10 protein-coding genes and 1 rRNA gene are annotated in these 12650 nt (G+C 46.9%); 1 reads left to right on the top strand and 10 read right to left on the bottom strand.

Features of this window, described 5'->3' with window-relative positions:
- Window positions 1–83 precede the first annotated feature (83 nt).
- From M0413_RS18890 to M0413_RS18880, 3 genes are all read right to left on the bottom strand, one after another.
- The gene (locus tag M0413_RS18890) at window positions 84–3140 is read right to left on the bottom strand and encodes an SbcC/MukB-like Walker B domain-containing protein (protein ID WP_249555280.1); all 3057 of its coding nucleotides are present in this window, start codon (window positions 3138–3140) and stop codon (window positions 84–86) included.
- Window positions 3137–4336 carry an exonuclease SbcCD subunit D gene (locus M0413_RS18885; protein WP_249555278.1) on the bottom strand — a complete coding sequence of 400 codons (1200 nt, stop codon included), beginning with the start codon at window positions 4334–4336 and terminating at the stop codon, window positions 3137–3139. Before M0413_RS18885 ends, M0413_RS18890 begins: the two co-directional genes overlap by 4 nt.
- A 292-nt stretch (window positions 4337–4628) precedes the next feature.
- A complete protein-coding gene (locus M0413_RS18880) occupies window positions 4629–5399 on the bottom strand; it encodes a TSUP family transporter (RefSeq protein ID WP_037419568.1) in 771 nt (256 codons plus the stop codon).
- A 141-nt stretch (window positions 5400–5540) separates the two neighbouring features.
- Between M0413_RS18880 and M0413_RS18875 the strand changes: the two genes are divergently transcribed.
- A complete protein-coding gene (locus M0413_RS18875) occupies window positions 5541–6434 on the top strand; it encodes a LysR family transcriptional regulator (protein ID WP_172589362.1) in 894 nt (297 codons plus the stop codon).
- Window positions 6435–6484: 50 nt separating this feature from the next.
- Here M0413_RS18875 and M0413_RS18870 read toward each other — a convergent pair whose 3' ends face one another.
- The 7 genes from M0413_RS18870 to rrf all read right to left on the bottom strand — a co-directional run.
- Window positions 6485–6880 carry a hypothetical protein gene (locus tag M0413_RS18870; protein WP_037419558.1) on the bottom strand — a complete coding sequence of 132 codons (396 nt, stop codon included), beginning with the start codon at window positions 6878–6880 and terminating at the stop codon, window positions 6485–6487.
- Window positions 6881–6924: 44 nt separating this feature from the next.
- Window positions 6925–7380 (bottom strand): GNAT family N-acetyltransferase, encoded by a 456-nt coding sequence (locus M0413_RS18865; protein ID WP_249555276.1) that lies wholly within the window; start codon window positions 7378–7380, stop codon window positions 6925–6927.
- Between the two features lie 93 nt (window positions 7381–7473).
- Window positions 7474–8076: a GNAT family N-acetyltransferase gene (locus M0413_RS18860; RefSeq protein ID WP_055647196.1), complete on the bottom strand. Its 603-nt coding sequence runs from the start codon at window positions 8074–8076 to the stop codon at window positions 7474–7476.
- 648 nt (window positions 8077–8724) lie between these two features.
- On the bottom strand, window positions 8725–9855 hold the full coding sequence (locus tag M0413_RS18855) for a sodium ion-translocating decarboxylase subunit beta (RefSeq protein WP_249555274.1): 1131 nt from the start codon (window positions 9853–9855) through the stop codon (window positions 8725–8727).
- 8 nt (window positions 9856–9863) lie between these two features.
- Window positions 9864–11699, bottom strand: coding sequence for a sodium-extruding oxaloacetate decarboxylase subunit alpha (oadA, locus tag M0413_RS18850; protein ID WP_249555272.1), 1836 nt, complete (start codon window positions 11697–11699; stop codon window positions 9864–9866).
- Window positions 11700–11710: 11 nt separating this feature from the next.
- Window positions 11711–11998 carry an OadG family protein gene (locus M0413_RS18845; RefSeq protein ID WP_249555270.1) on the bottom strand — a complete coding sequence of 96 codons (288 nt, stop codon included), beginning with the start codon at window positions 11996–11998 and terminating at the stop codon, window positions 11711–11713.
- A 555-nt stretch (window positions 11999–12553) separates the two neighbouring features.
- Window positions 12554–12650 (bottom strand): 5S ribosomal RNA (rrf, locus tag M0413_RS18840); the annotation flags it as partial.

Below are 12650 nucleotides of genomic sequence, written 5' to 3'. Positions count from 1 at the left end.
CAGATGTTAAACAGCACAAAATAATGTCTTCCATCACAATAAAAACAATAAGTTAAATAAACAATTAATCCCTTTAACTGACACTAAGGCAAAATCACCTTGATTTCGCTCCCATGGGAGGTTTTCAACAGATCTATTCGAGTGTTTATCTGCTCTTTCATCTCAGAAACATGAGATATCACGCCGATCATCCTACCCGCAGATTGCAAATCCATTAAGGTACGGATGGCAAGTTCAAGGGAATCCTGATCTAGGCTGCCAAAACCTTCGTCGATAAATAACGTATCAAGTTTTATCCCACCGGCGTAGGCTTGCACCACGTCTGATAAACCCAGCGCCATAGATAAAGCTGCCATAAAACTCTCCCCACCACTTAAGGTCGCCACGGGACGCACTTTTGCGGTGTAAGCATCTTCGACTTCAAGCTCAAGCCCTGATGCCTTATTTCCCTTCGCTCTGTCTTCTTTACGCAGTAATCGATAACGACCTTTACTCATCAGGTGTAATCTCTGAGTTGCTGCGAGTAAAACATCATCGAGTAATACGCTTAATACAAAACGTTGCAGAGAAATCTTGTTGCCGGTATTGCCATTGGCCACATCGGCCAAGGTGCCAATAATGGCGTATTCACCCTCAAGGGCTTTCGCTTTTTGATCGACAATACTGAGCTGTATTTGAGTTTGTTTAAGCAAAGAGAACCGTGTATTAAGTTGGCTCCATGTAGCTTCAGCGAGATTAAGTTGTTGGTGCTTTTCTGCAAGCATGGCTTCTAGGGCATCAAGGTCGGGCACGCTGACATCACTAAGCTCAGTTCTTAGCTGATCAAGCTGTGATTGATTTAAGGCGCACTGTCGATGATAGGTTTCAATACGCTCGCCCAACGCTTGAATTTGTTCATCGGCTGATAATGCCGCCCTTAATGCGTCCCTATCAGTAAAACCCGCTAAATGCAGTTGTGAGTTAAGCTCGCCCAAAGCCAAAGCCTGCTGCTCATCTGCGCTATGGCAGCGTTGTATCGCAGCCCCTAGCGCCGTTTGCGCCGCCACACAATGCTCAGATGCCTGCTTTAGTGAGTTTCTAAGAGCATGAATCTGCTCACGAGTGTTCTCAAGCTGCCGTTGATTATTATTAATCGCTTGATTTAACGCAGTAAGCGAGCGGTATTCGTCAGGGATCCGAAGCGCCTTTTCCGCTAATTGAACGGATAGACGCGCCACTTCACCTTCTTGTTGATGATAGCGCTCACGCTCAAGCTCTAATTGTTGCGTCAATACTAACTCTTGCTGCTGCAACGCTTTGATTTGCTGCTGTAACTGCTGCAATGCTTGGGTGGCGACTTCAGCTTGTTTTGCTTGGTGTGTTAATTCCTCAAGCCGATGGACATGCGATTCAAGTGGGGACTCAACCGTATCCCCCAGCGAGGAGGCCAGTTCATTTGCCTGCGACTGCTGTGCTTCTAACTGTTTTTGTAGCCCCCGATACTCTGCCCTCGCTTTGCTGAGCTGTTCGAGTGCATTCACCTCGGCATCCTGCGCAGCTTGCAGCTGTGCGTCCGTTGGTAAATGATCATGACTGGTTGCAGGATGAGGATGCTCGATACTGCCGCAAACTGGGCAGGGTTCATCGAGTTTGAGTTCCCTCGCTAAAATGGCTGCTTGACCTTGAAACCAGTTGAGCTGTAAAGACTTATAGTCACTTAGCGCTGCCTGATGCTGCGCGTTCAGCATCTTTCCTTGTAATCCTGCTTGTATAAGCGCCTCTTCGGTTTGTGCAACTTTGGCGCAGATTTGTTGCCATTGTTTGAACAACTCAAGTAAGTGGCGCTGTTGCTGCAAGGCTTGTGCGGTCGCGAGTTGACGCTCACTTTGCTGTTGTAATGCTGGCAATTGATTTTCATAGGTGCTGCGCTGATCAACTAAGCTTACAAGCGCCGTCTTAGTCTCTTGCCCCTGCTCTTTGGTTTGTTGCAGTATCTCTTTTGCCTGCGATAAAGCTTGTTCAAGGCTAGAAAATTCTGCCAACTGCGGTACTAACGTGCTGAGTTGATTATGTTGTTGATCAAAATCGCGCAGCTGTTGTTCAAGGGGAATAAGTTCCTGCGCTTCGATCTCAGCTTTGGCAAGCGCAAGCTTTGCCGCTTCAAGTACCATCTGGGCATGGCTGCGCTGATCATTAGCAATTGTCGCTTCCTGCTCCCTCGATAACGCATTATCCAATAAGGGCTTAAGACGCTGCGCTTGTTTTGCCACATTCAGGCGAGCCGTTTGCGCTGCAATATCAGCTTGCTGTTCATGAAGCAAAGTGGCTTGGGATTCTAATTCACTTAAACGAGCAAATTCAGCAAACCGTTGCTGCGCACTGTCATGCTGTTTTAACGCCTGTAGATGCGCCGCCGTGCTACGTTCTTTCGCGGCGATAGCGGCCGCCAATTCGGGTTCTATTCGACTAAATTCAGCGGCAAGCTCGTCGTCACTCGCTAGCTCCGCGGTTTGTAGAATGCCATCGCGACGCGCACGCTGCTCTTTAACCAAGCCGCGGATATCGGCCGCCTTCGCCTTTAAGATATCTTCAATACGTTTATAGATATGGGTTTGAAATAATTGACTAAAAATTTGCTCACGCGCCTTGGAGTCAGCCATGAGTAATTCACGAAACTTCCCCTGTGGCAGCACCATAACCTGACGAAATTGTTCTACGTCTAAGCCCGTTAACGCTTCAATTTCAGCCGTTGCATCTGAGACTTTACTGGCGACTAATAGGGTTTCAGTACCATCGGGAGCGATCTTAAACAGCTGCGCCTCGCTCTTTTGGACTGTCGAACCCTCGCCATTCTTTTTGAGTCTGTCCTGTTCGGGCACTCGGCGAATACGATAAGCAGTGTTACCCAATTTAAAACTAAAGGTCACTTCAGTAAGCAGATTATCATCGGCCATATCGCAGCGCATTTGGCTGCCTTCACGCTCATTGCCGGTGGTTTTTCCATACAACGCAAAGCAGATACCATCGAGCAGAGTCGTTTTACCCGCGCCAGTTGGCCCGTTGATCAAAAATAACGGATTATCACCAAGTTCAGTAAAATCAATGGTCTGAGTCGAAGCAAACGGGCCAAAAGCCGACATGGAAAGTTGTAGTGGCTTCATTCTGCCTGCTCCTCTTTTACGTCACGATGTGTTTCGCTGCGTTCAAGTTCGTCTCGATGAAGCTGGGTTAGGATATCCTCCATCACCGCCTGCTGCGCCGGCGTTAATTCATCCCCCGAGACTTGGGCAAAAAAGTCACGGAACATGGCCATTTCACCTTTTTTTATATGATCTCGATTGAGCACCACCGCCTGATCGCCCGCCATCAATCCGGTGCGTTCTAAATGCAGCACATTGGGATAAACACTGCGCAGTTTGCCCATGGCATCTAAAATGGCGTGCTTATCGAGAAGTCTCACCATCAGATAATCCTCACGACTGGTATCGGTTTTCCCTGCTTCTAGCAACTTTGCCAATTCCCCTTCAATAATCCGCACATCACGTAGCGCAGTTAAGGGTAAGAGTTGGATTTGAGCGGGAGATTGCGCAGCGATATCCACTAAGGTGACAGACTTATGCTGGTGTTGCTCACTAAAGGAATACTTTAGGATTGAGCCGGAGTAACGTATCTGTTCGCAGCCTTTATATTGCGGACCATGTAAATGCCCTAGGGCGACATAGTTAAAGTCACTAAACAGCCGTGGGGAAATTTTATCCGCGCCGCCGATACTTAATGGCCGTTCGGATTCAGACTCGCTGCCACCATCCAAAAAGCAATGACTCACCACCACTTTAGGTAAACCTTGGCTATCATGGGAGCGGACCTGTTCTAGCAATAACGCCATCGCCTCTTCATGGCTCGATACGCTAAGGCCTTTGGCATCAGTTTCAAACACTTGGCGCACGGTAGCAGGTTCAGCGTAAGGCAGCGGATAAAAGTAAGCGTCGCCACTGGCACTGGTTAAACGAGTAGGCACTAATTCGGCCTGTAGCGGCCCAATAATATGTAAACCACTGGCAGCCATTTGTTTAGCAGCAAATCCCAAACGCTCATGGCCATCGTGATTGCCAGCAATCATCAGCACTTGTATACCCAATTGGTTAATAAGGCGATTAAGCACATCATTAAGCAAAGCGACGGCACTGGCGGGTGGAATCGATCTATCGTAAATGTCCCCCGCAATAATCACCGCATCAACACTGTGCTGCTGCGCCAATGCAACAATTTGATCAAGTACATAGGCCTGATCATCCAGTAATGATTGATTATGTAACTGACGGCCAATATGCCAGTCTGAGGTGTGAATAAATCGCATTATTGCTAAACCTTAATGGATGCTAAGCCAACGCTATGGCGCGGAATGCTTGTCGTTAAGTTATTTGTCAAAGCTGCTTGTCGGATAACCTCGCCCAATGACTCGCCAATAAACCCTAAAAACACTTTAAAAAATGCTAGGTTATCCTAAAAAATGCCGCTGAGTATAGTCAATACAATGGGAGTGGAGAGATTTACAGCAAAGAGGTCGAAGACTGCGCTAACAGATCACCATTAGCGCAAATAAGGTCAGTGCTCAGCTTGAAGAAAGTTGATCCGTACCAAAATCATCATCAAAACAGTTGGTATTGGCTGGCGAGCAATTTCACACTCATGGCCAGTGACATGGTCACTACTAAGGGCTTAATGATCTTTGTGCCCTTAGTGACCACTAAACGTGATCCTAAGGTTGCCCCAATGGCTTGGCCCGCTAACATCACTAAGCCGAGTAACCAAATGACTTTTCCGCCAAGGGCGAAAAAAATCAGCGAGGCAATATTGGTCGAAAAATTCAGCACCTTTGCGTGAGCCGTCGCTTTAGCGAGGCCAAAACCCGCAAGGGTAACAAACGCCAACGCAAAAAAGCTGCCAGTCCCCGGACCAAAAAAGCCATCATACAAGCCCACACCTAACGCGGCAGTAAAAGCAAAGGCGGTAGGGGTTAAGACTTGGTGGCGATCATCTTCCGAAATCTTTTTCGAGAACAAAAAGTAGCAACCAATGGCGAGGATTAAAAACGGCAATACTAACTCAAGGATTTTGGTATCCACTAACTGCACCAACACTGTACCTAACGCCGCACCGACAAAGGCACAAAACAGCGCGAGTTTGACAGTTTTGAGATCAACCAATCCCTTACGAACAAAGTACAAGCTCGCAAAAAAGCTGCCACCGCAGGCCTGTAACTTGTTAGTGCCAAGGGCGACCGCTGGCGGTAACCCAGCCCACATTAACGCAGGAATGGTCAGTAATCCCCCACCTCCAGCAATAGAGTCGATAAAGCCCGCTACCATAGCCACGCCAAACAGTAATGCTGCAACTTGTAGAGTTAATTCAAATTCCATGATTTTTATAATTGAGTTATAGGAGCTAAGGCTTCGCATTAGACTGCGTTTGCCTTATAAATGCAAAGGAGTTATTGTCGCGCTAGCGTGAGCAAAGCTCACACTAAACCGTTTGTTAAACACCTTGATTTGGATATGAATATGTTTACTAGCTTGCCACCGCTCAATGCATTGCGGGCATTCGAGTCTGCTGCTCGCTTACAGAGTATGACGCTGGCGAGCAAAGAACTGCACGTCACCCATGGCGCAATCAGTAAACAAATCAGGGTATTAGAAGATTTTTTAGGTTTCGCCCTCTTTGTTAGGCTACATAAAAAAGTCGAACTCACTGACGAAGCCAAGCGTTACTTCCCCCACGTACAAGCGGCGCTGCAAACCCTATCGAGCGCCACCGCCGATTTGCGTAGCCAAGGTTCTCGGCCACAAACCTTAGCCATCAATGTATTACCAAGTTTAACCATCAACTGGTTAATCCCTCGTATGGAGCAATTTAAGTCGCGTTATCCACATTTATATGTGGATCTCTCGATAGGTGACTTTGCCGTTGACTTCAGCCAAGGGCGCTACGACATCGCGATCCGCAGTAGTACCAAGCTGCCCAAGGGAGTGAATTACATCAAACTCATGGATGAAGATCTGTGCTTAGTTTGTGCGCCGTCATTGGCCCCAAAACTGAAATGTATTGAGGATATTAATCATGTCACCTTACTCAAACACACCACTCGCCCAGAACTTTGGGATTATTGGGCTGAAAAGGTAGGCTTAACACTCACGCAAGAGCAAACCTTTGGCGTGGAGCATTTTTACATGTTGAGTCAGGCAGCTGCCAGTGGCATGGGCGCGGCGCTGATCCCACGCTTTTTTATTGAAGAACAATTAGCTAATGGCAGTTTAGTCATCCCCTTTCATGCACCGTTTACCAGCCCATACGTTTATTACCTACTCACACCTAAATCCCCAAGCTTGCCGTTAAAAGTGCAAGCATTTATCGAGTGGATGCTCAACCTCTTCGCTCCTTATCGCAATGCATGCTAAAAACTAAAAACCACCCGAAGGTGGTTTTTACGTCAGTCATAGTAACCACGTTACATGGTTGCCATTGTCCAGTAATCGAGACGCTTTTGAGGATCAGCCAGTAAGTTTTTACACTCTTCTTTATATTTCCCCATCAATACCCCGAGATTACTAGAGCCACCCAGGCTTTGTATTTGACGAGCTTTGGCATCGGCAACGGCTTGGGTCACCTCGGCTTCTGACTGGTATTTCTTCGCCAGATTTTCGGCTTCAACTTTAGACGCTTTTAAGCGTTCACCCACCGCTTGCATTTGTGGGGCATTCATGGCGCCAATCGCTTCAGAGCTAATTTGATAATAGGCTGCACATTCTATGGCTTCTTTAGCCAGAGCCTGTTGGGCTTCATCCGCAAACACGCTGTGGCTCATCGTCAGCATAAGACCTGCAATAGCAAAAGCTTTTAACATTGATATTGTCCTTTTTATTAGTAATTAAGAGTAAGCGACTTAAGCTAAGGATTTAGCTCAAGTTCATAGGTTACAAATTGTTGATCGCGCACAAACCCAAGTGCTTCATAAAGCCCTTGGGCGCGTAAATTCTCTTTTTGGGTTTCGAGCACTAAATAACGTGCTCCTTGGCTACGAGCATAGTCTGCTGCCCGTTGTACCAGCGCCCGACCTAGCCCGACACATCGCGCATGCTGCGTGACAAATACATCATTCAGAATAAAAATCGGCGCTAAATTAAGGGATGAAAAACTGGGACATAACTGCACAAACCCCAAGCCTAAACCTTGAGGTGAGCGCGCAAAAAAAATCACCGATGACCCTTCATGCAAACGAGTTCGGATAAACAGCTCACCTGCCTCTACATCATCCTTACAGCCATAAAACTGCCGATACTCATTAAATAAAGGAGCAATATCATGACTGTGGGACTCATTAGCTTGAATGATTCTATTTGCCATCGGCTTAACCAACCTTAAGTCCATATCCATATTGACGTCTTATCAAGCTATATCTACTCATATTAGATATGCGCGATACGCATCCATCATTCCTTACACTACCAGTCGCTGTTGTAAGCGAAAGATTAAATGATGTTTCACCGTCGCCCACTCAGAATCAATAATGGAATAAACCACAGTGTCCCGAATGGTGCCATCCTTAAGAATTTTATTATTCCGTAAAACCCCATCTTGCTTGGCTCCTAAACGAGCGATGGCTTGGCGCGAAGCTTGATTGTGCCAATGGGTTCTAAACTCCACCGCAATGGCCTCAAGGGTTTCGAAGGCAAAGGTGAGTAGTAGCAATTTAGCCTCGGTATTAATACCTGTGCGCTGGGCGCGCTTAGCATACCAAGTGTAACCAATCTCTAAATGGCGGTGTTCACGCTCCCAATGGCAAATGCGCGTACAACCTACAATCTCACCAGAAACTTTGTCTCGCACCGCAAAGGGAAAACTTTCCCCACGGGATTTTTCAGCTAAGGCTTTCATTACATAAGCTTTCATCTCACTCGGCTCAGGCACACTGGTAAACCATAAACGCCACAGTTCACCATCGGTGACCGCTAAGCTAAGTGCCGCCACATGGGATAACGACAAAGGCTCTAGAACGACATATTCACCATTTAAACACGCTGAAAGATCATCATTGCCCATTATCTCGTCTCCATTAACGCGGTAAAAAGTGTGCTATTGCGCACACTTTTTACTAGCCTATCATTTATATAAAATAAAAAAACCTCTATTTTCAACATGATTATATAAATTTTATTCCGGACAATAGCTAAGTTTCTCTTAAGCTTCACCGTTGAAAATGACAGGTTAATGAATCGGTGCATAAGCCTGCCATGGTTTAGCACATGGCACGCTGTAGCCTAGGGCTCCAGCCTATTTATATCGTGTAAATATAAGGCCGACCAACACATCTATGTATTTAGAGCGTGGTTGACGTTTCGAGATTAAATTTTGTTCGTTCTGGCAAGCACGTGCTCGCGAAACGAGGAATGATGTGTAGTTATTCTACTCAAATGACGAGCGGCTCTTATGACAGAAAGTAAGAGCAAGGGCTTGCCAGACGAACCCTTCGGGCAGCATTTGGCTGACGTTTCTGCTGCGTTATCGTCCGTTTATGTAGAATAACTACACTGCACGGACTTTGCCTTGCATAAACGCCAACCAAATTGCTGCAAAAATAACCCTGAAACGTCAACACGCCCGAGTTGGCCTTTTGATGTATCCCACTCGCTTTAGCAGGCGCGATAACCTTACACTATGGGTTAATACTATATTTTTCGTTTTATTCTATTAGCCGAGTACGGCAAGTAGTATCCCTGCAGCGACCGCAGAACCTAGCACGCCAGCAACGTTCGGTCCCATAGCATGCATTAATAGAAAGTTATGCTGATTAGCCTCTAATCCCACTTTATTCACTACCCTTGCAGCCATAGGCACAGCCGATACTCCTGCCGCCCCAATCAGCGGATTAACCTTACCGCCGGATAACTTACACATCAGTTTTGCCATCAACACTCCTGCGGCAGTACCTATACCAAAAGCAAGGGCACCAAGTACTAAGATCCCCAAGGTTTCTACCCGCAAAAACTGCTCGGCCGATAATTTAGAGCCGACAGCTAAGCCCAAAAAAATCGTCACGATATTAATCAGCTCGTTCTGTGCTGTTTTTGAGAGCCGATCCACTACGCCCGATTCGCGCATTAAGTTACCCATGCAAAACATCCCTACCAGTGGCGTTGCCGCGGGTAAAAACAGAATGGTTAAGCCTAATACCATCAGCGGAAAAATAATCCGCTCCTTTTTACTGACTTCCCGTAGCTGCTCCATTTTTATCTCACGCTCCGCTTGGGTTGTGAGTAAACGCATGATCGGCGGCTGAATAATAGGCACCAACGCCATATAGGAATAAGCCGCCACAGCAATCGCTCCCAGTAACTCAGGCGCAAGCTTTGAGGCGAGGAAAATTGCTGTCGGTCCATCCGCGCCACCGATAATGGCAATGGCGGCGGCATCCTGCATAGTAAATTCAAAGCCTGGCACCAAATTCAGCGCTATAGCGCCAATTAAGGTCGCAAAGATCCCAAACTGCGCCGCCGCGCCGAGTAATAAGGTTTTTGGGTTGGCGATCAGCACACTAAAATCTGTCAGTGCTCCGACCCCCATAAAGATCAGCAGTGGAAAAACGCCGGTTTCAATCCCCACATGATAGACGTAGTAGAGTATTCCCCCCTCTTCGGTAAAGCCCGCGTTGGGAATATTCGCCAGCACTGCACCAAAGCCAATAGGCAACAGCAACAAAGGCTCAAATCCACGCACGATAGCGAGGTATAACAGCAACATGCCAACGGCCATCATTAAGACTTGCCCTGCGGTAAAATGGGCTATGCCCGTTTCGGCCCAAAACGCCAGTAAACCATCCATATAGACTCCTAGGCTAAGGCCAATAATTGAGAACCCACGACAACTGAATCGCCTTCTTTCACAAAGAGATGGGTAATAACACCATCCCCCTGAGCGCGGATCTCTGTCTCCATTTTCATCGCCTCAAGGATGATCACCACATCGCCGGCGCAAACCTTGTCGCCAATCCCCACATGCACTTTAAAGATATTGCCCGATAGCGGCGCACTCATCTTCAGCTTAATCTCGGCGGATTGAGCCAATGGAGCACTGTTTAAATGAGAAGTAGGGGTATAATTAAGCTGCGAAGCTACCTGTCCTTGAGGTTGGATCTGACTAATTTCGCCGCCCTCGGCAACCTCAACCACATAAGTTTGCCCCTCAACCGTGACGGTATAGGTTTCGGCCTCACGCGGCGTAGCTGGTAAGATTGGCGCAAGTTCAGGGTTTGGCTCAAAGGCGGTTGGATCGTGACGGTGCTTTAAAAACTGTAAGCCAATCTGTGGGAAGAGCGCATAAATGAGTAAATCATCGTCCGAAGGCTTTTCCTTACTCTCTAAGACGAGACTAATCCCTTGATCCTGCGCCTTTGATAATAACTCTGCACGCAACTTGTCTAACTCTGGTACGAGTAAATCCGCAGGACGACAGGTGATCGCCACCTGCCCATTGAGCACTCTTGCCTGCAACTCTGAATTCACTGGCGCTGGCGTAGCACCATATTCGCCCCTTAGCACGCCTTCAGTCTCTTTCGTCAACGATTGGTATCTTTGTCCCATCAGTACGTTGATAACCGCCTGTGAGCCGACAATCTGCGAGGTTGGCGTGACCAAAGGCAGAAAACCTAAATCTTGGCGTACCCGAGGGATCTCCTCCAGCACCGCATCCATCTTATCTAGTGCACCTTGCTCTTTGAGTTGACTCTCCATATTTGTCAGCATGCCGCCAGGGACTTGAGCACGTAGAATGCGGGGATCAATCCCCTTTAGCGCACCTTCGAATTTGGCGTATTTTTTGCGAACCTCACGAAAATAAGCGGCAATCTCCTCAAGTAATACAAGATCATAGCCTGTTGCACGTTCAGTATCTTCCACCATAGCGACTACCGTTTCAGTTGCGGTATGGCCATAGGTTTGACTCATGGAAGAAATGGCGGTATCGAGCACATCGACTCCCGCCTCAATAGCCTTTTGATAGGTCGCCGTGCTCAGCCCTGTAGTCGCGTGACTATGCAGAGATAGTATGAGTTGAGTTTGTGATTTTAGACGACTGATAAGCTCAAAAGCTTCCATAGGCTTGAGTAAGCCCGCCATATCTTTAATACACAGCGAATGGCAGCCCATGTCCTCAAGACGCTTTGCCATATCAACCCAAGTATCAACCGAATGAACAGGGCTAGTTGTATAAGAAATTGTGCCTTGCGCGTGCCCACCGACATCACGCACCGCTTTAACTGCCATCTCTAGGTTACGCACATCATTCATCGCATCAAAGATACGGAAGACATCGACACCATTGGCATGCGCACGTTCGACAAAACGTGTCACTAAATCATCGGCATAATGGCGATAACCCAATAGATTTTGTCCGCGCAATAACATTTGCTGAGGCGTATTGGGCATGACCTTTTTCAGCTCGCGGATCCTGTCCCAAGGATCCTCACCCAGATAACGGATGCAAGCATCAAAGGTCGCTCCGCCCCAAGACTCCAGCGACCAAAAACCGACTTTATCAAGCAAAGGTGCAATCGGAAGCATGTCATCGAGGCGTAAACGCGTCGCTAAAATAGACTGATGTGCATCCCTCAAGACGACATCGGTTAACTGTAATGGCTTAGACGCCACAATCGAATTTACTCGGTTCATATGGCGCTCCATTATTGAGCCTGAGAACGATACTGCTGGACGGCTAAGCTAATCGCAGCCACCAATTTAGGATCTAAAGTGCTTGCAGCTCCAGTTGAGCTCGCATCATTGACCTTTAACGGTTCTACTGCTTTGTGCTCTTCACGACACCACTTAGCAACCAGATTCACAGCTAATATCAATACACTTAAAAATAAATAGACCAGCCCCATCCCCAATAACATGATGCCAACAGCGTCTAATAACTGTTGCGTTAACTCCCCTTTCACTGCCCTACCTCCTTCGACCTTAACCAACATTCGCGTTTTAAATTAACAACCACACAACATCTGCATTGATAACAAATTTAATCGACGAATGTAAATTGGTAAGACCAATTTACATAAGATCAGCAGCAAGTGTCTGAGGGATCCTTAGTGAACGACCGATAAAATGAATATTCGTTAATGAAACGGCAAAGCAGAAATTTTTATTGAGGAGTAATGACGAAATGAAGATACCAGCCAAGATGAAACCAAAAGCAAACATGGGCTGACAATAAGGTTCTGACTCCCCCTTAAACGAGCATACGAAGAGTACAAGCTTTAAATTTACTGATTAGTCCTATAAGGACAAAAGTCAAAGGGGTCTCAATGCACTAAAGTATTTAGACCAAGCAGCCATTTAAATGAATGATGCTAAAGGTGTTGGAGAATGAAGAAAACGGAGCAATGAGGGGCTCTCTGTTTATATTCCGTATGAAGCGAAAAATTAAAGATACTTAGAGAAGTATTGTGAAGAATAGAACGTTGAAATTGAAAACACTAAAAACAAAAAAGCCAGCTTATTCAGCTGGCTTCGTTGTTTAATTAGGCGCTTGGCGATGACCTACTCTCACATGGGGAGACCCCACACTACCATCGGCGCGATTGCGTTTCACTTCTGAGTTCGGGATGGGATCAGGTGGGACCA

The organism is Shewanella sp. 8A, assembly GCF_023475945.1.
GTDB classification, from domain to species: Bacteria; Pseudomonadota; Gammaproteobacteria; order Enterobacterales; family Shewanellaceae; genus Shewanella; species Shewanella xiamenensis.
This window is presented reverse-complemented; position numbering and strand designations above follow the sequence as displayed.

Bases quoted from the DNA above. Each gene is read 5' to 3' on its own strand.
- M0413_RS18890 (WP_249555280.1), bottom strand. From the start codon at position 3,140: ATGAAGCCACTACAACTTTCCATGTCGGCTTTTGGCCCGTTTGCTTCG.
- M0413_RS18885 (WP_249555278.1), bottom strand. From the start codon at position 4,336: ATGCGATTTATTCACACCTCAGACTGGCATATTGGCCGTCAGTTACAT.
- M0413_RS18880 (WP_037419568.1), bottom strand. From the start codon at position 5,399: ATGGAATTTGAATTAACTCTACAAGTTGCAGCATTACTGTTTGGCGTG.
- M0413_RS18875 (WP_172589362.1), top strand. From the start codon at position 5,541: ATGTTTACTAGCTTGCCACCGCTCAATGCATTGCGGGCATTCGAGTCT.
- M0413_RS18870 (WP_037419558.1), bottom strand. From the start codon at position 6,880: ATGTTAAAAGCTTTTGCTATTGCAGGTCTTATGCTGACGATGAGCCAC.
- M0413_RS18865 (WP_249555276.1), bottom strand. From the start codon at position 7,380: ATGGCAAATAGAATCATTCAAGCTAATGAGTCCCACAGTCATGATATT.
- M0413_RS18860 (WP_055647196.1), bottom strand. From the start codon at position 8,076: ATGGGCAATGATGATCTTTCAGCGTGTTTAAATGGTGAATATGTCGTT.
- M0413_RS18855 (WP_249555274.1), bottom strand. From the start codon at position 9,855: ATGGATGGTTTACTGGCGTTTTGGGCCGAAACGGGCATAGCCCATTTT.
- oadA (WP_249555272.1), bottom strand. From the start codon at position 11,699: ATGAACCGAGTAAATTCGATTGTGGCGTCTAAGCCATTACAGTTAACC.
- M0413_RS18845 (WP_249555270.1), bottom strand. From the start codon at position 11,998: ATGTTGGTTAAGGTCGAAGGAGGTAGGGCAGTGAAAGGGGAGTTAACG.